The 22,067-nt window shown below is 60.0% G+C and carries 19 protein-coding genes and 1 pseudogene; 12 read left to right on the forward strand and 8 right to left on the reverse strand.

What is annotated here, in order from left to right; all coding sequences use genetic code 11:
• Positions 1-16: 16 nt before the first annotated feature.
• From TL5118_RS07540 to TL5118_RS07550, 3 genes are all read left to right on the forward strand, one after another.
• Positions 17-922 (forward strand): PfkB family carbohydrate kinase, encoded by a 906-nt coding sequence (locus TL5118_RS07540; protein ID WP_058242040.1) that lies wholly within the window; start codon positions 17-19, stop codon positions 920-922.
• Entirely contained in the window at positions 919-1,824 is a 906-nt protein-coding gene (locus tag TL5118_RS07545) for a pseudouridine-5'-phosphate glycosidase (RefSeq protein WP_058242041.1), read from the forward strand. Before TL5118_RS07540 ends, TL5118_RS07545 begins: the two co-directional genes overlap by 4 nt.
• 140 nt (positions 1,825-1,964) lie before the next feature.
• Positions 1,965-2,660 (forward strand): DUF502 domain-containing protein, encoded by a 696-nt coding sequence (locus TL5118_RS07550; RefSeq protein WP_058242042.1) that lies wholly within the window; start codon positions 1,965-1,967, stop codon positions 2,658-2,660.
• A gap of 19 nt (positions 2,661-2,679) precedes the next feature.
• Here the strand turns inward: TL5118_RS07550 and TL5118_RS07555 are convergent, their stop codons facing one another.
• Both TL5118_RS07555 and TL5118_RS07560 read right to left on the reverse strand, forming a co-directional pair.
• Positions 2,680-3,705, reverse strand: a complete 1,026-nt coding sequence (locus TL5118_RS07555) for a patatin-like phospholipase family protein (RefSeq protein ID WP_058242043.1) — start codon at positions 3,703-3,705, stop codon at positions 2,680-2,682.
• 52 nt (positions 3,706-3,757) lie between these two features.
• Positions 3,758-4,528 (reverse strand): 3-hydroxybutyrate dehydrogenase, encoded by a 771-nt coding sequence (locus TL5118_RS07560; RefSeq protein WP_058242044.1) that lies wholly within the window; start codon positions 4,526-4,528, stop codon positions 3,758-3,760.
• Between the two features lie 347 nt (positions 4,529-4,875).
• Between TL5118_RS07560 and TL5118_RS07565 the strand changes: the two genes are divergently transcribed.
• Positions 4,876-6,690, forward strand: coding sequence for an extracellular solute-binding protein (locus TL5118_RS07565; protein ID WP_058242045.1), 1,815 nt, complete (start codon positions 4,876-4,878; stop codon positions 6,688-6,690).
• Between the two features lie 5 nt (positions 6,691-6,695).
• Positions 6,696-6,809 carry a hypothetical protein gene (locus tag TL5118_RS07570; RefSeq protein WP_058242046.1) on the forward strand — a complete coding sequence of 38 codons (114 nt, stop codon included), beginning with the start codon at positions 6,696-6,698 and terminating at the stop codon, positions 6,807-6,809.
• A 97-nt stretch (positions 6,810-6,906) separates the two neighbouring features.
• On the opposite strand, the gene TL5118_RS07575 is transcribed toward TL5118_RS07570, so the two are convergent.
• Positions 6,907-7,533 (reverse strand): helix-turn-helix domain-containing protein, encoded by a 627-nt coding sequence (locus tag TL5118_RS07575; RefSeq protein WP_058242047.1) that lies wholly within the window; start codon positions 7,531-7,533, stop codon positions 6,907-6,909.
• A 76-nt stretch (positions 7,534-7,609) separates the two neighbouring features.
• Between TL5118_RS07575 and TL5118_RS07580 the strand changes: the two genes are divergently transcribed.
• From TL5118_RS07580 to TL5118_RS07605, 6 genes are all read left to right on the forward strand, one after another.
• Entirely contained in the window at positions 7,610-9,127 is a 1,518-nt protein-coding gene (locus TL5118_RS07580; RefSeq protein WP_058242048.1) for a class I adenylate-forming enzyme family protein, read from the forward strand.
• A gap of 119 nt (positions 9,128-9,246) precedes the next feature.
• Complete coding sequence (locus tag TL5118_RS07585) at positions 9,247-9,942, forward strand: DsbA family oxidoreductase (protein WP_058242094.1); 696 nt, start codon at positions 9,247-9,249, stop codon at positions 9,940-9,942.
• Positions 9,943-10,121: 179 nt separating this feature from the next.
• On the forward strand, positions 10,122-11,357 hold the full coding sequence (locus TL5118_RS07590) for a multidrug effflux MFS transporter (RefSeq protein ID WP_058242049.1): 1,236 nt from the start codon (positions 10,122-10,124) through the stop codon (positions 11,355-11,357).
• A gap of 140 nt (positions 11,358-11,497) precedes the next feature.
• Positions 11,498-12,712, forward strand: a complete 1,215-nt coding sequence (locus TL5118_RS07595) for an NADP-dependent isocitrate dehydrogenase (protein ID WP_058242050.1) — start codon at positions 11,498-11,500, stop codon at positions 12,710-12,712.
• A gap of 104 nt (positions 12,713-12,816) precedes the next feature.
• Positions 12,817-13,434 (forward strand): YitT family protein, encoded by a 618-nt coding sequence (locus TL5118_RS07600; protein WP_058242051.1) that lies wholly within the window; start codon positions 12,817-12,819, stop codon positions 13,432-13,434.
• A 15-nt stretch (positions 13,435-13,449) separates the two neighbouring features.
• The gene (locus TL5118_RS07605) at positions 13,450-13,785 is read left to right on the forward strand and encodes a DMT family transporter (RefSeq protein WP_058242052.1); all 336 of its coding nucleotides are present in this window, start codon (positions 13,450-13,452) and stop codon (positions 13,783-13,785) included.
• 68 nt (positions 13,786-13,853) lie between these two features.
• Here TL5118_RS07605 and TL5118_RS07610 read toward each other — a convergent pair.
• A pseudogene (locus tag TL5118_RS07610) lies at positions 13,854-14,732 on the reverse strand (NAD(P)-dependent oxidoreductase); the annotation flags it as partial.
• Positions 14,733-14,806: 74 nt separating this feature from the next.
• Here TL5118_RS07610 and TL5118_RS07615 point away from each other — a divergent pair.
• Positions 14,807-17,272 (forward strand): penicillin acylase family protein, encoded by a 2,466-nt coding sequence (locus tag TL5118_RS07615; protein ID WP_058242054.1) that lies wholly within the window; start codon positions 14,807-14,809, stop codon positions 17,270-17,272.
• Positions 17,273-17,423: 151 nt separating this feature from the next.
• On the opposite strand, the gene hflX is transcribed toward TL5118_RS07615, so the two are convergent.
• The 4 genes from hflX to trkA all read right to left on the reverse strand — a co-directional run bounded on the left by hflX (position 17,424) and on the right by trkA (position 22,000).
• Entirely contained in the window at positions 17,424-18,701 is a 1,278-nt protein-coding gene (gene hflX, locus TL5118_RS07620; protein ID WP_058242055.1) for a GTPase HflX, read from the reverse strand.
• The gene (hfq, locus tag TL5118_RS07625) at positions 18,702-18,938 is read right to left on the reverse strand and encodes an RNA chaperone Hfq (RefSeq protein ID WP_058242056.1); all 237 of its coding nucleotides are present in this window, start codon (positions 18,936-18,938) and stop codon (positions 18,702-18,704) included. It lies immediately after the preceding gene.
• Positions 18,939-19,079: 141 nt separating this feature from the next.
• The gene (locus tag TL5118_RS07630; protein ID WP_370701669.1) at positions 19,080-20,567 is read right to left on the reverse strand and encodes a TrkH family potassium uptake protein; all 1,488 of its coding nucleotides are present in this window, start codon (positions 20,565-20,567) and stop codon (positions 19,080-19,082) included.
• A gap of 56 nt (positions 20,568-20,623) precedes the next feature.
• Positions 20,624-22,000, reverse strand: coding sequence for a Trk system potassium transporter TrkA (gene trkA, locus TL5118_RS07635; RefSeq protein WP_058242095.1), 1,377 nt, complete (start codon positions 21,998-22,000; stop codon positions 20,624-20,626).
• Between the last annotated feature and the right edge of the window lie 67 nt (positions 22,001-22,067).

Here is a 22,067-nt window from a genome sequence, read left to right on the forward strand (position 1 = left end):
CTAGGTGACAACAGGCATGGATCAACCAACTGATAAGAAACAGCAAATCCTGTGCATTGGCTCCGTCCTCTGGGACGTTGTGGGCCGCGCTACAATTGCGATGCGGGCTGGCTCGGATGTGCCGGGCCGGATTGAGCGGATCCCCGGCGGGGTGGCGCTGAACATTGCCATGGCGCTGGGGCGCTTTGGCCTGAACCCTTCGGCGCTGACCGCAATTGGCCGCGACCCTGAGGGTGAAGAGCTGATGGCGGCCTGTGGCCGTTTGGGGGTGTCAACCGAACACGCCTATCGCTCCGACGATCTGCCAACAGATCAATATATGGCCATTGAGGGCGCCAACGGGCTGATCGCCGCCATCGCGGATGCCCATTCGCTGGAGGCCGCTGGCCCGCGCATTCTGACACCGCTGATCGAAGGGCCGCTTGGCACCCGTGAGGCCCCGTTTGATGGGCTGATCGCGCTGGATGGCAACCTGACCCACGCGCTTTTGGAAGAGATTGCTACGGACGCTGCCTTTGCCAAGGCCGATCTCCGGGTTGCGCCCGCCTCGCCCGGCAAGGCCGAACGGCTGACCCCCTTCCTGCGTCATTCCCGGGCGGTGCTTTATGTGAACCTCGAAGAGGCCGGCCTGCTATGCCAGCGCACCTTTGAAACCTCCGCCGAGGCCGCCGAAGCGCTGGTTGCGCGTGGTGCCAAACGTGCGCTGGTCACCAACGGGGCCAAGCCCTGTTCCGATGGCACGGCGAATGGCGTCATCACCGCCTGCCCGCCTGAAGTTCTGGTCACCCGCATCACCGGCGCCGGTGACACCTTTATGGCTGCCCATATGGCCGCCGAACTGTCCGGCATGGACCGTGAAGCCGCGCTGGAGCGCGCCCTACATGCCGCCGCAATCTACGTATCCGGAGAACTCCCCGCATGAGCCTCAAACCTGTACTCAGCCCCGAAGTTGCCGCCGCACAAGCCGAGGGCAAAGCCATCGTGGCGCTGGAAAGCACCATCATCACCCACGGCATGCCCTACCCGCAGAACCTGGAAACAGCGCGCCGGGTTGAGGATGAAATCCGCGCGGCTGGCGCTGTGCCCGCAACCATCGCCGTCTTGAACGGCACGCTGCACGCCGGTCTCACAGATGCCCAGTTGGAAGAGCTGGCGCAGGCCAAAAACGTGGCCAAGATCAGCCGCGCCGATATGGCTGTGATTATGGCGCAGGGCCGCACCGGGGCCACCACTGTGGCCGCCACCATGATTGCTGCACATCTGGCGGGCATCCACGTCTTTGCCACCGGCGGCATCGGCGGTGTGCACAAAGGCGCCGAAGACAGCTTTGACATCTCCGCCGATCTGCTGGAACTGGCCGCCACGCCCGTCAGCGTTGTGGCGGCAGGTGCCAAGGCCATTCTGGATGTGCCGAAAACGCTGGAAGTGCTGGAAACTCAAGGGGTTCCGGTCATTACTTACGGTCAAGACAGCTTTCCTGCGTTTTGGTCCGCGACTTCGCCGCTGGCATCGCCCTTGCGGATGGATGCACCCGAAGACATTGCCAAGGCCCATCAGATGCGTGGCCAGCTGGGCCTGCCCGGGGGTCAGCTGATCGCCAACCCGATCCCGGCCGCTGCCGAAATCCCGCAGGCGGAAATGAACCCGATCATCGATGCCGCCACCACTGAGGCGGATGAAAAAGGGATCACCGGCAAAGAGGTCACGCCCTTCCTGCTTCAGCGGATCTTTGAGCTGACCGAAGGCCGGTCGCTGACCGCCAATATCGAACTGGTCCTGAACAACGCCCGACTGGCGGCACAGATCGCCAAAGCCTTAGGCTGATCCTTCAGAAAACGCCGCTAAAGGCGCAAAAACATGCTGCTTTTCCCCGACTTACCGCAAGATGCATTGTGATAGCGGGGGAAAGCCCCTAAGTAAGCGTTGACGCTGTTTTCAAACACCTATCGACGCCTACCGATCCAATGACCACACCTTTTGACGAAGATATCCCAAAGCCACGCAAACCGGGGCTGTTTGCCCGTGTGCGTTCGTCCTTCCTGACCGGCATCGTTGTGATCGCCCCGGTCGGCCTGACGGTCTGGTTCCTGTGGACCTTCGCGGGATGGGTTGATGGCTTTGTGCTGCCGCTGGTGCCCGGTCAGTTTAAGCCCGAGCCCTATATCGGCATCAACCTGCGCGGTGTCGGCATCCTGTTTTTCCTGGTCTTCACCGTTGTCATCGGCTGGATCGCCAAGGGTCTGATGGGGCGTTCCCTCATCCGCTTTGGCGAAAGCCTAGTACAGCGCATGCCGGTGGTGCGGTCGATCTATTCCGGCGTCAAACAGATCGCCGAAACTGTTTTCGCCCAGTCAGAACGGTCCTTTGAACGTGCCTGCCTGATTGAATATCCCCGCAAAGGCATCTGGGCGATCGGCTTTGTCTCGACCGAGGCGAAGGGCGAGATTCGCCAGCGCGCCGGTGAAGATGACAATGACCTGCTGTCCGTCTTTGTGCCGACCACGCCAAACCCAACCTCGGGCTTCCTGCTCTATTTCCCGCGCAAAGACGTGATGGAGTTGGACATGAGCGTGGAAGATGCCGCGAAATTGGTGATTTCAGCCGGTCTGGTCTATCCAAACGGCAAAGATCCCAGCCAACCGCCGCGCAGTAAGTCCTAAGCAGCAAATCCTAAACGGACTAGCCGTACATTTCGCTGAGATCGACGGTGCTGTGACTGTTCAGCGCCGTTTTATGCTCAGCCAGAAACGCCTTGGCCGCCGCCTGACCGGCCTCTTTCAGATGCAACAGCACCGACGGCACCGGCCAGCTTTTGGTGACGACCGATAGGCTGTTCATCAGCTCATCATCCGCGATCCTATGCACCTTAACATCCCTTTTTTCTTCACGTTTCAGCACGCCTTGCGCAATCAGCCGCTGGACGAAGGCAACTGCGCGCAACTCACTCAACAGCGAGGCGTTGAAACTGATCTCATTGATCCGGTTGCTGATCTGTTGCGGCGTGACCGGCAAGGCTTCGCGCCGCAGCGGGTTGATATTGATGATGACCACATCTTCGGGCAGATCGCCTGAATAGAGCGGCCAAAGCGCCGGATTGCCGGTATAGCCGCCGTCCCAATAGGCCTCTTGCGTGCCGGTGGTGGGATCGGTAATCTCGACCGCCTGAAACAGGGTTGGCAGACAGGCGGAGGCCAGCAGAGCATCGGTGCTGATCTCAGCCCCCTGAAACACCCGCGCCTTGCCAGAACGCACATTGGTGGCACAGACAAATAGCGCCGGACCCTGATCGGCGCAGACCAGATCATATCGCAATCGCTCCACCAGCCCCCGCAGCGGATGGGCATAAAGCGATCCCAGCGCATAAGGTGAGGTGAAGCGTTGTAGAGCATCGGCTGCGATAAAGGGCCAACTGGCCTCCATCCCCTGGCTGATCCAACTGGGGGGCAGCGCCCCCAGCCACAGGTCCAGCCCCGGCAGCTCAATCGCGCCTAGCTGCTGCCAGAACCAATCTAGGTTTTGCCGCGCGCCATCACGGCCGCCGTTCAGCAATCCGGCCTTAAGCGCCGCGCCATTCATCGCCCCGGCAGAGGTGCCGGTGATGCCGGCAATCTCGATCTCTTCGTCCTGCAGCAGCACATCCAGCACGCCCCAGGTAAACGCCCCATGCGCCCCGCCGCCCTGCAAAGCCAAGTTGATCCGTTTCATCCTTCTCTCCTCGGCTCTTCGCGGACTGCGGGGTTTACATGATCTGACGGGCTCAGAGGGCGGTCCAGCCACCGTCCACCGACAGCGTGGTGCCGGTCATCTGTGTTGCCGCGTCCGAGCAGAGGAAGACACAGGTGCCGCCCAGTTGCTCCACGGTGGCGAATTCTTTCGACGGCTGGCGCTCCATCAGCATTTCCACTACCTCTTCGCGGGATTTGCCGTATTTCTCCATCGTGTCGGGGATCTGCGCCTCAACCAGTGGCGTCGCGACATAGCCGGGGCAGATCGCGTTGCAGGTGATCGGTTCGCGGGCGGTTTCCAGCGCCGTCACTTTGGTCAGCCCAACAACACCGTGTTTTGCCGCCACATAGGCCGACTTGAAGGGCGATGCCGTCAGACCGTGGGCTGAGGCGATATTGATCACCCGGCCCCATCCTGCGGCGCGCATCATCGGCAGCGCCGCCGCTGTGGTGTGGAAGGCCGACGACATGTTGATCGCAATGATCGCGTCCCATTTTTCCACCGGGAAACTGTCAATCGGCTCCACATGCTGGATGCCGGCGTTGTTGATCAGAATGTCGCAACGCCCTGCTTTTTCAATCAGTTGGCGACAGTCGTCGGCCTTGGACATATCGGCCTGAATATAGCGCACGGTGACGCCGAATTCCGTCGACATCTCAGCGGCCAATGCGTGATCTTCCGCGCTGTCGGTGAATGAGTTCAGCACCACATCCGCGCCAGCACGTGCCAGTTCCCGCGCCACACCCAGACCAATGCCGGAGTTCGATCCGGTCACCACGGCAGTTTTTCCCTGCAATGTCATTTTTACCCTCGCCATTACTTTGCAGGCGCAGCATAACCGTTCCCCTGCCCTGCGGCGAGTCAGCAAAACTACGATGATTCGGGATGTTTCGTGCCCCGCCTAAGGAGAGGGCACCTTCGGCGAAAAACCGCGCAGAGCCAAGAAATATAGGCCCAAAACAAAAAAACGCCGGCACAAGGCCGGCGCAAAGTTATTGAGGCAGGTTTCATACAGGCAAGAAACCTATCGAGCAGTGATCCCTTTATAAGCAAAACATCCGCTCGTTCCAAGCTAAAAAATTGAAATCACACAAAAGCCATATTAGGCTAAGTCCAAATAAAATAAGGCAGAGTAGGATTGTTGCCAGAATGCGACCAGAGATTTTCCCACGACTGAAGACACTTACCAGTGCCGCAGCGCTTGTTTTGTTGGGCAGCGCGTTGCAGGCCGCACCGAAACACGGAATTGCAATGTATGGTGAACCGGCCCTGCCCGCCGATTACCAGTCCTTGCCTTACGTCAACGCCGATGCCCCTAAAGGCGGGTCCTTTATTGAGGGCAACACAGGTGGCTTTGACAGTTTGAACCCATTTGTGCGCAAAGGCACGGTGCCGTGGCAGCTGCGCTTCTTTATTTCCGAATCACTTATGGGGCGCAGCTGGGACGAACCCTTCACGCTTTACGGGCTTCTGGCCGAAAGCATCGAGGTGCCCGAAGATCGCTCCTGGGTCGAGTTTACCCTGCGGCCTGAGGCCAAGTTTTCCGATGGCAGCCCGCTGACCGTCGAAGATGTGATCTGGTCCTATGAAACCCTCGGCACCGAGGGACATCCGCGCTACCACGGCTTCAGGAAAAAGATCGACAAGATCGAACAGACCGGCGACCGCTCGGTACGGATCACCTTCAACGTCGAAGATCGCGAACTGGCGCTTATCGCAGGTCTGCGCCCGATCCTCAAGAAAGCACAGTGGCAGGACATGGCCCTGACCGATGGTAGCCTGCAGGACGTGCCGATTACCTCGGCACCTTATGTGGTCTCTGACTATGAGGCGGGGCGTTACGTCTCGCTGAAACGCAACCCCGAGTATTGGGGCAAGGATCTGGCCTTCCGCCAAGGCACCGGCAACTTTGATGAGCTGCGGATTGAGTTTTACGGCGACCAGTCGGTGCTGTTTGAAGCTTTCAAAGCGGGAGAGATGAATTTCTACCGCGAGGGCAATGCTGAAAAATGGGCCAGCCAGTATGACTTCCCAGCCGTTTCTGATGGCGACGTGCTGAAATCTGAAATCAAGCACCAACGCCCCACCGGCATGGTGGGCTATGTGATGAACTCCCGCCGGCCGGTGTTTGAGGATTGGCGCGTGCGTCAGGCGATGATCACCGCCTTTAACTTCCCCTATGTGAACGGCACCGTCACCGGTGGCCGTCAGAACCGAATCCAGTCCTACTTCTCCAACTCGCACCTTGGGCTGCAAGAGGGCCCCGCCACCGGCAAGGTGTTGGAGATCCTGCAACCTTTCGCCGCGGATCTGCTGCCCGGCACCATCGAAGGTCTGACCTTGCCCGAAGGTGACGACAGCCCGCGCAACCGCGCCGACACGCGCGCCGCCCTGAACCTGCTGGAAGAGGCCGGCTGGACCGTCAAAGACGGCACGCTGGTCAATGCCGATGGCGCGCCTTTCACCTTCGAAGTGGTGATCCGTCAGGGCGACAAAGAAGCCCAGTCGATCATGGAGATCTACCGTGAGGGGCTGACACGTCTGGGCATCACCATGCAGATCGCCCAGGTTGACAACGCGCAATTTGCCGAACGCCGCGACAAGCAAGACTTCGACATGATGCCCTATGTGCGCTACCTGTCGCTGAGCCCGGGCAATGAACAGAACCTTTACTGGGGTTCGGCGCAGGCCGATATCGAAGGTTCGCGCAACCTGATGGGGATGAAATCCGCCGCTGTGGATGCCACCATTCAGGCGATGCTGACGGCAACCTCAAGCGAGGATTTCACCGCCGCAACCCGGGCGCTGGACCGTCAGTTGATGGCCGGTCGCTACGTTATTCCGCTCTGGGCGGGCGGCCCGGCCCGCATCGCCCATCGCAAAACGTTGCAATTCCCGCAAAATACACCAATTTATGGCGACCGTATCGGCTACACGCCAGACGTTTGGTGGTCTGAGGAGTAACAGGCATGAAGAAACTCTTTGTCATCGCAACCCTGACCCTGCTGGCGGGTTGCGCAACAATTGATGGGATTGGCCAGGATATCTCGGGCGGGTCCCGCCGGGTTCAGGGCTGGCTCTGAACCACCTTGGTTCCAAATGAAAAGGCGGCCTTGCGGGGCCGCCTTTTTCACATGCTGTCACTTAGATCGCGTACTCAGATCGTGCTGAGGCTGCGCGTTACACCAGTGAGGTCACCCATAGGATCGTTGCATCCTCCGGGCTGAGCGAAATCACGTTATGCCCCATGGTGGCGTCATAATAGGCGCTATCCCCGCGACGCATTTCGACAGGTTCGTAAAACTCAGTGTAAAGCCGCACAACGCCGGTCAGCACATAAAGGAACTCTTCGCCGTCGTGACGCACCCAGCCGTCAAATTCTTCCATCGAACGGGCGCGAACGCGGGCGCGATAGGGCAGCATGGTCTTCTTGGTCAGGCTGCCGCCCAGCATCTCATGTTCATATGTGGCGGTGGCGTGGCCGGTGCCCTCGTCATTGCGGGTTAACGCCATACGGCCATTGACCTTTTCCCGGCTGGGTGGGGTGAACAGCTGAGGTACCGAAATCTCCAGCCCCGTCGCCAGCTTTTTCAACGCCTCATAGGTCGGTGACATCTGCCCGTTTTCGATCTTTGACAAGGTGGACCGCGCCAGGCCCGCCTGCCCGGCCGCCTGTTCCAGCGTCAGACCGCGCGATTTGCGCAGCTCGCGCACACGGCTTGGCAGATCCAGCGGCTCAGGGCTTTCCTGGTTGCCGTTCTCACGCGCGATCCGAACGATCGATCCTTGGGGCATCTGTTCTGTCATAGCGCTGTCATACGCGTCTGCGCCCCATGTTGCAACGCAGCTTGCAACCAGACCGGCCTTTGCCTATCCCGGGGATATGCAAGCACTCTTTGATCAAAGCGCCTTTGCGCCCTGCCCGACGCCCTTCAATCTTGCCGCCCATGTTCTGGCTGCGGCAGACGACCACGCAGATAAAATCGCCCTCGCGGTTCTGTCCGCCACCGGCGCCGAAGAGTGGAGCTATGCGCAGCTGAAACAGGCGGTTCTCGGCACAGGCACCGGCCTGCTGCAACGTGGCTATAAACCCGGTGACATCCTGCTGATGCGGCTGGGCAATACGGTGGATTTCCCGATCGCCTATCTGGGGGCCATAGCTGTCGGGCTGATCCCGGTGCCGACCTCGTCAATGCTGACGGAGGCTGAGGTTGCCAAGATGATCGCCCAGCTGTCGCCCCGTGCGGTGTTGCGGGATCCTGAAGTGGCCTGCCCCGCAGGTGTTGAAACCGTCACTACAGCTGATCTGGCCGCGATGCGCAACCTACCGCAGGCCGCTTATGAAATGGGGGATCCCAATCGGCTGGCCTATATCATCTACACCTCAGGCACCTCAGGCACGCCGCGTGCAGTGATGCACGCCCATCGCGCGATCTGGGCGCGGCAGATGATGCATCAGGGCTGGTACGGGCTGCAGCCCACAGACCGGCTGTTACACGCTGGCGCCTTCAACTGGACCTTTACACTGGGCACCGGGTTGATGGATCCATGGTCCGTCGGCGCCACCGCGCTGATCCCCGCCGAAGGTGTGGCGATGGATCACCTGCCGCACCTGTTGAAACAACATGACGCCACGCTTTTTGCCGCTGCGCCAGGGGTTTATCGCAAGATATTGCAGTCCCAGGACCAGTTGGATCTGCCCACACTGCGACATGGTCTGGCGGCTGGGGAAAAACTGTCCGAGGCCATTCGCGCCGCCTGGGCAAGTGCGACCGGGGGCAAGGCGATTTACGAAGCCTACGGCATGTCAGAATGTTCGACCTTCATCTCCTCCAGCCCCGATCACCCGGCAACGGACGGTGCCCTGGGCCAGCCGCAAACCGGTCGCCGGATTGCGCTACGGAATGAGGATGGCACCGTAAACGTCGGGGAAGAAGGCGAAATCTGCGTTCACGAAACGGACCCCGGCCTGATGCTCGGCTATTTCGGCGCCGAAGACGCCACAAAGGCGCGGTTCCGCGACGGCTGGTTCCTGACCGGCGATCACGGCGTGATGCGTGCGGATGGTCAGATCGATTATGCAGGTCGTGGCGATGACATGATGAATGCGGGCGGCTATCGCGTTTCCCCGCTAGAGGTTGAAGCCGCCCTGTCAGGCCTGCCCGGCGTCACTGCACTGGGCGTCACAGACGTTGAGGTCAAGGCCGACACCAAGCTAATCGTGGCCTTTTACAGCAGCCCGGAACCCATTGATAAAGCGTTTCTTTCCGATTTTGCCTCGGAACGGCTGGCGCGCTACAAACAACCGCGCGACTGGGTGCACCTGCCAGTGCTGCCGACCAATCCAAACGGCAAACTGTCGCGTAAGGCCCTGAAATCGCTCTATCCCGTCAAGGCATGACCGCGGTTTCGCAAATAAGTGAAGTCCACTGTGCAGTTCTGCATCTTTCCTTTTTGAACGAAACCGTTTAGGCACAGCGATCTTCTATAGGAGCGCGCGCAATGGACGGTTTGGATACAATGGAACAGGCAGTGAAACTGGACATCCTGTCGGATCCGATCTGCCCGTGGTGCTACATTGGCAAGACCTATCTGGACCGCGCCTTGGAACAGCGCCCCGGCCATCCCTTCGTGATCGAATGGCATCCGTTTCAGCTGAACCCGGATATGCCCGTCGCTGGCATGGACCGCCGCACCTATCTGGAGACCAAGTTTGGTGGCAAAGAGGCTGCGGTGAAGGCCTATATGCCGGTGCAGCAGCATGCGGATCAGGCCGGGCTGAAGGTGAACCTTGAAGGGATCAAGGTGACCCCCAACACGCTGAAGGCCCATCGCTTGATCCATTGGGCCGGGCTGGAGGGCAAGCAAACCGCCGTGGTTTCAGCCCTGTTCAAAGCCTATTTTGTCGATGGCCGTGACATTGGCGATACCGACACGCTGGCCGATATCGCCGATAGTGCGGGTCTCGATGCCTCCGTGGTGCGCAAACTGCTGGAGGGTGAGGCCGATGCCGCTGAAATCCAGCAGCGCGATCAGGCGGCTCGGCAGATGGGTGTCGGTTCGGTCCCGACCTTCATCGTGGCCAGTCAGCATGCCGTGCCCGGTGCGCAGTCGACTGAAATGTGGCTGAAGGTCATCGATGAAATCATCGAAAACCATGCGCAAGCCGCAGCGGTGGACAAGACCGACGAAGAGGCCGAGCCGCCAAGCGCCTAAGGCAACACCAGCGGGCTGTTTCGTCAACTTCGGCGACACCTTGCCTACTGCATGAATACCGTATTTAGCGCGTATAGCGGTCCTGCCACTGTCGCGCTACCCTCATAAGTGCTCCGCGATTACGGGGCCATGTCTCGGGTCACATTTCTGGCCCAAGCAAACCCAGTGAAAGTAGACCGATGTCTGAACCCACCCGCCTCTCCCGCGTGGAGTTTGTCGCCCTCTTGGCGATGCTATTTGCCACGATCGCCTTTTCGATCGATTCCATGCTGCCCGCCCTGCCCGAGATTGGCCGCGCCCTCAGCCCGGATGACATGAACCAGGCGCAGCTGGTGCTGACCTCCTTTGTTTTTGGTATGGGCATCGGCACCTTCTTTACCGGCCCGCTGTCTGACAGTTTTGGCCGCAAGAAGGTCATCGTGATTGGCGCCGCGCTTTATATCGCGGCCTCGGTCGTGGCGCTGCTGACCCAAGGGATGGAGATGCTGCTGATCGCCCGCGTCCTGCAGGGCCTGGGTGCGGCGGCCCCGCGTGTTGTTGGGCTGGCTATTGTGCGTGACCTTTATTCGGGCCGCGATATGGCGCGCATCATGAGCTTTGCGATGATGGTCTTCACGCTGGTGCCGGCCGTTGCGCCGCTGCTGGGCGCTGGGGTGATCAGCCTTGTTGGGTGGCGCGGTATCTTCGGCTCGTTCATCATCTTCTCGGTGTTTTCTGTGGGCTGGCTGATGCTGCGCCAGCCGGAATCCCTACCCGTTGAAAACCGCCGCCCCTTTAAGGTCGGCAAGATCGGCAGCGCCATCAAAGAGATGTTTGCCCACCCCACGGTGCGCCTGTCGATTGCGACGCAGACCTTGTGTTTTGCCACGCTCTTCATGTCGATCAGCCTGATCCAGCCGATCTTTGACGATGTGTTTGACCGCGCCGCCAGCTTCCCCTTCTGGTTTGCGGTTGTGGCGCTGGTGTCGGGCACCGCCAGCCTGTTGAACGCGGCGATGGTGATGCGCTTTGGTATGCGCCGAATGATCACCGTGGCTGTGGCCATGCAGGTTGTTGCCGCCTCCGCCATGTCGCTGGCCTGGATGAGTTTTGGCCTCAATGGTCTGCCGGGGGATGCGATGTTCTATGTCTTCGTGATCTGGATCACCTCAGTCTTCTTCAACGCGGGCCTGACCCTTGGCAACCTCAACGCCATCACAATGGAACCCATGGGCCATATCGCGGGCACCGCCGCCTCGGTCTCGGGCGGGGTGGCGACGGTGATCTCCGCCGCCATCGCAGCCCCTGTGGGCCTGACCTTCAACGGCACACCTTTGCCGCTAACCATCGGGGTGACCATCGCCATGGTTGCAGCACTTTTTGTGATGCTTTGGATGCAGCGTCTTGAAACCCGCGCGGCAGTGGCTGCGCAATAAGGGGTTTTCGGCACTGAGGGATTTACGGTCAAAGGTATTGCGCGCGGTATACCATCGCATACCGCAATTGCCTTTGCCGTAGATTTCCTGTATTAAGGCGTCAGAATATCGCACTCATATAGGTACGAAAGACTCCTCTTATGTCGAAAATCAAGGTTGAAAACCCCATCGTCGAAATGGACGGCGATGAAATGACCCGCATCATGTGGCAGTTCATCAAGGATAAATTGATCCTGCCCTATCTGGATGTGGACTTGCTCTATTACGATCTGGGCATCGAAGAGCGTGACCGCACCGAAGATCAGATCACCATCGATGCGGCGGAAAAAACCAAAGAAGTAGGCGTTGCCGTCAAATGTGCCACCATCACGCCGGACGAAGCCCGGGTTGAGGAATTTGGCCTCAAGAAGATGTGGCGCAGCCCCAATGGCACCATCCGCAACATTCTGGGTGGCGTGGTGTTCCGTCAGCCGATCATCTGTCAGAACGTGCCGCGTCTGGTGCCTGGCTGGACCTCGCCCATCGTGGTGGGCCGTCATGCCTTTGGTGATCAGTACAAGGCCACCGATTTCCATTTCCCCTCGGCCGGTAAGCTGACCATGAAATGGGAAGGCGCCAATGGTGAGGTGATCGAACGTGAAGTCTATGATGCGCCGGACGCCGGTGTCTACATGGGCATGTACAACCAGGATGAAAGCATCCGCGATTTCGCCCGCGCCTCGCTGAACTACGGCCTGAACGTCGGCTGGCCGGTTTACCTGTCGACCAAGAACACCATCCTGAAAGCCTATGACGGCCGGTTCAAAGACCTCTTCCAGGAGATCTATGAGACCGAGTTTGCGGATAAGTTCAAAGACGCCGGCATCTGGTACGAACACCGCTTGATCGACGATATGGTCGCCTGCGCGCTGAAATGGAACGGCAAGTTTGTCTGGGCCTGTAAGAACTATGACGGCGATGTGCAGTCCGACACGGTTGCCCAGGGCTTTGGCTCGCTGGGCATGATGGCCAGCCAGTTGATGACCCCGGATGGCAAGATTGTCGAATCCGAGGCCGCGCATGGCACCGTGACCCGTCACTATCGCCAGCACCAGGAAGGTAAATCGACCTCGACCAACTCGATCGCGTCGATCTACGCCTGGACCGGCGCACTGAAGCACCGCGCCAAACTGGACGACAACGCTCAGCTGAAACGGTTTGCCGAAACGCTGGAAAAGGTCATCATCGACACCGTTGAATCCGGCCACATGACCAAAGACCTGGCGCTGCTGGTTGGCCCCGATCAGGGCTGGCTGACCACCATGGGCTTCCTTGAGAAGATTGACGAAAACCTGAACAAGGCGCTGGTTGGCTAATCCCACCGCACTGAAAAAATCAGAACCTCCGGAGGCATCCCTTCCGGAGGTTTTTTCTTGCCTGCCCACTGGATTTTTCTGCAACGCAGCGATAAGGCCGATGTATGGTTGAGAACACACAGAAAAACCCGCAGAAACATGGCCTTCTTGCTGATGCACAGGGGCTGATCTTTGGCTCCACCATGGCGTCGTTTGCGATGGTGATGCTGACCCATCTGGGGCTGGTCACCGGCCAGACGGCGGGTCTGGCGGTACTAATCTCCTATGTCACCGGCTATGGGTTTGGCGTGGTGTTCTTTGTCGTCAACCTGCCGTTTTATTGGCTGGCGATCCGGCGGATGGGCTGGCGCTTCACGCTCAAGACCTTTACGGCGGTGGCGATGCTGTCGGTGATCTCAACCCTGATGCCTGGCTATGTGAGCTTTGCGGCGCTGGATCCCATTTTGGGCGCCGTGTTGATCGGCATGTTGTCTGGCGCAGCGCTGCTGGCGCTGTTCCGCCATGGCGCGTCCCTCGGCGGCGTCGGCATTCTGGCGCTGTATCTTCAGGAAAAAACCGGTTTTCGCGCCGGTTATACGCAGCTGCTGTTTGACCTGGGCGTGTTCACGGCGGCGCTATTTGTGATTGACCTTCCGCTGGTTCTCTATTCCCTTCTGGGGGCCTTGGTCATCAACCTGACCATCGCCGTCAACCACCGCAAAGATTGGTATATCGCCACCTAACCGCCGGAGCCGCCCATGCCCAAGACCTATCTGATCCTGCTCCTGGCGGTTGCCGCCGAAACCATCGGCACCTCGGCCCTGCAGGCCAGCCAACAGTTTTCCAAACTACTGCCGTCGGTTCTGGTGGTGATTGCCTATGGCACCAGCTTCTGGCTGCTGTCGCTAACGCTCAAGACATTGCCTGTGGGTGTGGTCTATGCGCTCTGGAGTGGGCTAGGCATAGTGTTGATCGCCATCATCGGCTATCTGGTCTTCGGTCAGAAGCTTGACTGGCCCGCGGTGCTGGGGATCGCGATGATCCTGGCGGGTATTTTGGTGATCAACCTGTTTTCGAAAACCGCGGGACACTGAAAGCGCCCCCGTCCAAAAACGACTAAGAGGCCATCCGGCCTCTCAGTACATTCGTATCGGAACCCGTCTTACGACAGCGCGCGCAGGCGTTTGATCAGGCTTGAGGTGTCCCAGCGACCACCGCCCAAGGCCTGCACATCCTTGTAGAACTGATCCACAACCGCGGTGACCGGCAGTGAGGCGCCAATCTCATCCGCGGTGTCCAGACAAATGCCCAGATCCTTGCGCATCCAGTCCACCGCAAAGCCGTGTTCAAACTCATCATCCGCCATGGTGCCCACACGGTTCACCATCTGCCAGCTGCCCGCAGCCCCACCGCCGATCACTTCGACAACATCGCGTGCATCCAGACCAGCCTTTTCGGCAAAGTTCAGACCCTCAGACAGCGCCTGCACCAGACCTGCGATGCAGATCTGGTTGACCATCTTGGTCTTCTGCCCCGCGCCGCTGTCACCCAGACGTTTGCACAGCTTCGCATAGGCGTCGATCACCGCCTCGGCTTTGTCATAGTCGGCCTGATCGCCGCCACACATCACAACCAGCTGACCGTTTTCCGCACCGGCCTGACCGCCAGACACCGGCGCATCCACAAAGGCCACGCCCTGCCCCTTGGCCACATCATACAGCTCTGCGGTGACTTTGGCCGAAACCGTGGTGTGATCCACAAAAATGGTGTTTTCCGCCATACCGGCAAAGGCACCGTCATCGCCCAGACAGACCGAGCGGAGGTCATCGTCATTGCCCACACAGGCCATCACAAAATCCGCGCCGTCGGCCGCTTCGCGTGGGGTCACACCCATCGCGCCACCATGCTCTACCACCCAATTTTCCGCTTTTGCGGCGGTGCGATTGTAAACGGTGACCTCATGACCGGCCTGCACCAGATGGCCCGCCATCGGGTAGCCCATCACGCCTAGGCCGAGAAATGCTACTTTTGCCATTTTTACCCCCTCGGTATTTGTGTTTCTCTTGGTTTGTGGCTAGCTAGCGCGGCAAAGGCAAGAGTGAACAGGACAACACCATGGCATTGATTTTCCGGTGGCTTATGAGATTGACCGGTGGGATGATCGCGGTGGCGGTGCTGACCATGCTGGGGATCTACTTCCTGGCCTCCCGTTCGCTGCCCGATTACGACAAAACGCTGCAGGTTTCGGGCCTCTCCGCGCCGCTGGAAATCGTGCGCGACAATGCCAATGTGCCGCATATTCTGGGCGCCAGCGATGCGGATGTGTTCTTTGGCCTGGGCTATGCCCATGCGCAGGACCGCCTGTGGCAGATGGTGACGCTGCGCCGCACCGTGCAGGGCCGCCTGTCCGAGGTTTTTGGCACCCGCACGGTTGAGATTGACACAGTGATGCGCCGGCTTGACCTCTACCCGCTGGCGCAGGCGGCGGTGCGCCATCAGGATGCCCGCACGCAGGTGGCCCTGAAAGCCTACGCCGACGGGGTGAACGCGCGCCTGGATGAGATCAACCAGAACGCCCTGGGCCGTGGCGCGCCTGAGATGTTCCTGTTCAACATGCCAATCGCCCCCTGGCAGCCCGCCGACAGCATCGCCATGGTGAAACTGATGGCGCTGCGACTGACCGGCCAGATTGACACCGAAGTGCTGCGCGCCCGCACCTCGCTCTTGCTGCCTGCGGAACGGCTGCTGGACATTCTGCCTGATGCGCCTGGGGCTGGCATTGCCGCGCTGCCCCGCTACGCAGATCTGTTTGATGCCACGCTGCCGCGTTTTACGGCCTCCACCCCGCTGCCAGAACATCCGCTGTCGCCCTTTAGTCGCGCTGGTTTCTCCGGCGCCTCCAACGCTTGGGCCGCCGCCACCAGCCGCTCCGCCGCGGGTGGCACACTTCTGGCCAGCGATCCGCATATGGGCTTCACCGCGCCCGGCAGCTGGTATTTGGCCCGGCTGCAGCTGCAACAGGGCGGCGTGATCGGCGCCACCATCCCGGGCATTCCCGCCGTTTTGTCGGGCCGCTCAGACGTACTGGGCTGGGGCATCACCGCCGCCTATCTGGATGATCAGGACCTTTATGTTGAGGAACTGAACCCAGAAAATTCCGAAGAATACCGCACGCCCGAGGGCTTCAAGCCCTTCCGCAGCCGCAAATCGATCCTACAGGTCGCCGAAGAGAAACCCGTGACCCTGACCCTGCGCTGGAGTGATAACGGCCCGGTCCTGCCCGCCAGCTTTAACGACATCGGCACCATCACCCCCAAAGGTCACGTCGCAACGCTGAACTGGACTGCGCTGACCGAAGAAGACCGCTCCATCACCGCGGCGATCAATGTCATGTATGCCCGCACCGTGCAGGGCGCGATGGCTGCAGGCGAAGATATGGTCGCCCCGGCGTTGAATATGGTGCTGGTGGATGAGAGCCAGATCGCCATGAAAACACTGGGCAAAATGCCCCGTCGCCAATCCGGCCACCAAAGTCAGGGCCGCATGCCCAGTCCCGGCTGGCTGGAAGAAAACCGCTGGCAGGGCAGCCATTCCTATGCCGCCAACCCAGAGTTTGTGAACCCGATCGGCGGCATTGTCGGCAATACCAACAACAAGACCGTGGATCGCCCCTTCCCACTGCATGTCAGCTTTGACTGGGGCGACACCCAGCGAATCCAGCGCTGGACCCGGCTGATGCAAAGCCGTCAGGTCCACACCCGCGACAGCTTCATCGAAACCCAGCTGGATACCGTCAGCCCCGCCGCCCGCACCCTGCTGCCGCTGATCGGGGCGGATCTGTGGTTCACCGGCGCCGCCGCCCCTGATGGCACGCCCGAGAGGCAAAGACAGCGCGCACTGGCGCTCCTGGCCAATTGGAACGGTGAGATGAACGAACATATGCCCGAACCGCTGATCTACGCTGCCTGGGTCCGCGCCCTGCAGGAACGTCTGATCCGCGACGATCTGGGCCCGCTGGCCGATCAGTTCAATCAGGTGGAGCCGCTTTTTATCGAACGTGTATACCGCGACGTTGATGGTGCCAGCATCTGGTGCGACGTGATCCAATCCGCCCCGGTGGAAAGCTGCACCGATATGGCACGCCTCGCGCTGGATGATGCCCTGCTGTGGATCGAAGAACGCTACGGTCAGGCCTTGGAAAGCCTGCAATGGGGCGAGGCGCATCAGGCCGCCCACGACCACCCGGTGCTGGGTGATGTGCCACTGCTGCGCAGTTTCGTGAACATCCGCCAGCCCACCTCGGGCGGTGATCAAACGTTGATGCGCGGCCTGGCCTCCGGGGATGCGGCTGATCCTTTCCGCAACATTCACGGCGCAGGCTATCGCGGGGTCTACGACTTTGAAGATCCAGACAGTTCGGTTTTCATCACCGCCACCGGGCAGTCCGGCCACTTCCTGTCACGCTACTATGATGATCTGGGCGAGCTGTGGCGGCGCGGCGAATACATCCCGATGTCGCTGGATCAGGATCTGGCCCGCGCGGCCGCCGTTGGCGTGACGGTGCTGCGTCCGGTCAACTAGCTCTGTTTTCGCGGAAGGCTTGGGATTTGAGTATTTTTGGCAAGATGAAAACATCTTTCACCTTCCCTAAATACTCAAAAAAATCCTGAGGCCGTCAGGCCGAGGTATAGGGCGCGCGCCGGAAAGGCGCGCACCATTTGGTTAACTGATCTTAAAGATCGCGGAAGCGTTTTTCCTGCCGGGCGGTCCAGCGCACAGTGAGGTCAAAACCCGTCTCGGTCTGTTCTTCCTGCTGCACCAGATCCTCCTGAAACAGCCAGGCGCGTTTGCGGCCCTCGGCAAAGCTGAGGCTCAGCTGGCTTTCATGGGTTTCCGAGGCCAGCTTGGCCTTTACCGCGTCCAGCAGTTTGCCCTGACCCTCCCCGGTGATCGCGGAGATCGCAAAGATATCCTCTTCACGGTCTGCGCGTTCATTCATCACCTCGCGGGTGTCCTCGTCCAGGAGGTCAATCTTGTTCCAGACCTCCAGAACCGGGGTGTCTTCGCCCACACCCAGGCTCTCCATGATCGACAGCACGTTTTCCGCCTGCCCCTCGGTTTCGGGATGGGCAATGTCACGTACATGCAGGATCAGGTTAGCGCTCAGAACCTCTTCCAGCGTGGCGCGGAAGGAGGCGACCAGTTCCGTTGGCAGATCCGAGATGAAGCCCACCGTGTCACTGAGGATCACCTCAGGCCCGTTGTCGGGCAGATCGACCCGCCGCATGGTCGGATCCAGCGTGGCAAAGAGCATGTCTTTGGCCATCACATCGGCGCCGGTCAGATGGTTGAACAGGGTGGATTTGCCAGCGTTGGTGTAGCCCACTAGTGCAACCACCGGAAACGGCACCTTGGCGCGCGCGGCGCGGTGCAATTCGCGGGTTTTCACCACCTTGTCCAACTGACGGCGCAGGCGCACCAGCTGTTCGTCAATCGCACGGCGGTCGGCCTCAATCTGGGTTTCGCCGGGACCGCCGACAAAGCCCAATCCCCCCCGCTGGCGTTCCAGGTGGGTCCAGGCGCGCACCAGTCGGGTGCGCTGATAGCTCAGCGCCGCCATTTCCACCTGCAACACACCTTCACGGGTGCGGGCCCGATCCGAGAAGATCTCAAGGATCAGCCCGGTGCGGTCCAGCAGTTTGACCTTCCAGGCCTTTTCTAGGTTGCGTTGCTGCACGGGCGTCACCGGCCCGTCGATCAGCACCAATTCGACCTCATTCGCCTTCAGCAGCTGCTTCAGTTCCTCAATCTTACCCGAGCCAAACAGGTAGCCCGCGTGCGCGCGGGGCAGCGGCACTTTGGTGGAACCAACCACCTCCAAATCGGGCAAAGCCGCCGCAAGCGAGACCGCCTCTTCCAAGGCATAGTCTGCTTCACGACGGTTCTTGTCGGTTTTCAGATCAGGATGCAGAACCCAGGCGCGGGTCGCGATCCGTTCATGTGTTTCCAATTAGGACTCTTCACCATCGTAAAGGTTGATGGGTTGTGCCGGCATGATGGTCGAGATTGCGTGTTTGTAGACAAGCTGCGACTGGCCGTCACGGCGCAGGAGCACACAGAAATTGTCAAACCAGGTGATGACCCCCTGCAGCTTCACGCCGTTGATCAGAAAGATGGTCACCGGGATTTTCGTTTTCCGGGTGTGGTTCAGAAAGGCGTCTTGCAGGTTCTGTTTGTCGGAAGCCATTTATGGTTACCTTTTATTATTTGCCGCTTTTCCAGCGTCCCTGTTCATCAATAGGTGCTACTATGTCGCGCCAGCAGAGGAGTTTCCACCCCAAAAATCAACAGGGTATCTTCGCATGAGCCACTGTGGCCAATCGGTGACCTAGCGGCGGAACAGCCCAGAGGTAAAGAGCGCCACAATCGCCAGCATCTCCAGCCGGCCCAGCACCATCGCCGCAGCAAAGGTCAATTTCGCTACCGGCGCCAGTGAGGACAGGTGCACCGTGGTTTCCGGCGCAATGCTGACCAGCGGTCCAGTGGTCGACAGGCCGGCAATCGCCAACGTCAGTGCGGTTTGCAGATCCGATCCGTAGCCCGCAAAGACCATGGTGAAAAAAGCTAGCGACAGGGCAAACATCATAAAGAAGATCCAGGCGATATAGGCCCCCTGACGGCGGATGCGGCGGCTCATCCCATGGGCGCGCCCCACGGAGGACGGGTGCACCAGCCGTTCAATCTCACGCAGTCCATTGAGGTAGAGCGCCCAGACACGCAGCAGCTTCACACCGCCCGCGGTTGTTGCCACGCCGCCGCCAATCATCGCCAGGCCGAGAAAAATGAGGCCCGGCGTCGGCAGGCCAGACCAATCGCGCGCGGTCTTCCACTCAACGCTTTCAAACCCGGTGGTCGACAGGAACGACAGCGTGGTGAACAGACCACCCCAAAGCGCCCGAAGCGCCACCATGACGCTTTGCTCCTCCTCCATACTGTAGGAGGCCACCCAATGGCGCATGAACAGCAGCGTTGGCACAGCAACGACCAGCACCAGCCCCAGACGGAATTCCGGATCCTCATGCAGACCACGGCGGGAGGTGGTGATCGTGTCGGTGGAAAAGGTCAGCCGCGACAGGGCGAACAGCATGAACAGGGCGGTGATCGCCTCACCGGTGACACCGGCCTGCGCCTCCCCGGCTGATTGCAACGGGGTGATCCCGCTGGTGGCCATCACCGACATGCCATGGATCAGCGCCACCAAGGGCCGGTCGCCGCTGATCGTCAACATAACCCATAGCGCAACGGTCAATCCGATGTAGATCGGCAACAGCTGCACCGCCACGCGGATGATCCGACGCTGGGGATCGGGCCGTTCGAACCGACCGTGCAGCACATCGCTTTGACCAGGCTCAGCCGTCGCAGTGACCTCAAAACCGCCAAGGTTCAGCGGTGCCAGGATCGCCGCCGCCGCCACCCAGATCAGCGCGCCGCCCATCCAGCCGACCATGCCGCGCCACAGGTGCAACGTGTCACTCAGGCGATCGGCGTCAAAAAACGCAGCGCCCGTGGTGGTCAGCGCCGAGACCATCTCCACATAGGCATTGAGGTAGGACGTGGTGCGCAGCGCCTCATAAAACGGCAGCGCCAGAAACAGCGGCAGCGCCGCAAGCCCGGCAAACAGGGCCAGCAGATTGCCCATTTCGCCGCGCCGGCGCAGCAGATTGGCCCGGGCGATCCCGACCAGCGCAACCATCAGACCGCCAAGAACTGCGGAATAGAGAAAGGCCCGCCCCTCAGCAGCGTTTTCCAAGGCAAAAGCATGGGCAGCAGGCACCAACATCGACAGCGCAGAAATCCCCGCCATCAACAGAAACAATGGTTGCTCAAGCAGCCGCGCCCACATCACAGGGGTCCCTATGCTATTGGTGAATGCTAGAAGAAATCGATGGAGACCTGCAACAGCCGCTCCACCTCAGGCACGTCGGAGGCCAGAGAAAACAGCGCTACAACGTCCCCATCATCAATTCGGGTGTCGGCCAGCGGTTTCACCACCTTGTCGCCTTTCAGCACGCCGCCCACCAGCACACCTTCGGGAAACTCAATGTCGCGGATCTTGCGGCCCGCGATGGGGGAGGTCGAAAGCACCTCTGCCTCAATCATCTCCGCTTCGGCGTCGCCGATGGAATATACGCTGTGCACCTTGCCGTGCCGCACATGGCGCAGGATCGACGACACGGTGGTTGAGCGTGGGTTGACGTAGGCATCGATGCCCAGCGGTGCCATCATCGGCACCAGCGTCGGGTCATTGATCAGCGCGATGGCCATCGGGCAGCCTTCGGCCTTGGCACGTACCGCTGCCAGCATGTTGGTCTTATCGTCATCCGTCACACAAAGGACCGCATCAGCGCGTTCAATGTTGGCTTCTGACAGCAGAGAAACGTCCAGACCGTCACCATGCAAAACGATGGTTTTCTCAAGAATATCAGCGGCTTTTTCGGCGATGCTACGGTTGCGCTCCACCACTTTGGCCCGCACCCGTTCGGTGCGTTCTTCAAGCGAGCGCGCCACCGCAAGCCCAACGTTGCCGCCGCCGATGATGACCACACGTTCCTGTTTTTTGGATTCTTTGCCAAAGATTTCCATCGTACGGTTGATGTCTTCGTTCACGGTGAAAATGTAGCATTCATCCCCGACAAAGATCTGATCGCCCGGCTCCGGCGCGAACAGACGGCCGTCACGGCGGATCCCCACCACAATCGCGCGCAGGGTGGAAAACAGATCGTTCAGCTGGCGCAACGGTGTGTTCACCACCGGACAGCCCTCTTCGATGCTGATGCCCAAAAGATGCGCCTTGCCGGACAGGAACTTTTCTGTGTCGAAGGCGGCCGGTGAGGCGATGCGCTGCAGCGCTGCCTCGGCCACTTCGCGTTCGGGGCTGATGACCACGTCAATCGGCATGTGGTCACGCCGGTAGAGGTCCGAATAAATCGCGGTCAGATAGCTTTGTGACCGCAGACGGGCGATTTTCCGCGGAATGGCAAACACCGAATGCGCCACCTGACAGGTCACCATGTTGACCTCATCGGAATGGGTCGCCGCGATGATCATATCCGCGTCCCGCGCTCCAGCCTGATCCAGAACATCCGGGTAAGAGGCAAAGCCCGCAATCCCCTGCACATCAAGCGTATCCGTGGCCCGGCGCACCAGATCGGCATTGTTGTCGACCACGGTGACGTCGTTCTTTTCACCAGACAAATGGCGGGCGATTTGCCAGCCGACCTGCCCTGCCCCGCAGATGATGACCTTCATCACATGTTCCCCTGCAATCAGGCGCTTTGCATCGCATGCGCAGCCCAAACGGTCAATGCAATTGAAT

Origin of the sequence: Thalassovita autumnalis (genome assembly GCF_001458255.1) — a bacterium.
In the GTDB taxonomy this organism is placed as follows: Bacteria; Pseudomonadota; Alphaproteobacteria; order Rhodobacterales; family Rhodobacteraceae; genus Thalassobius; species Thalassobius autumnalis.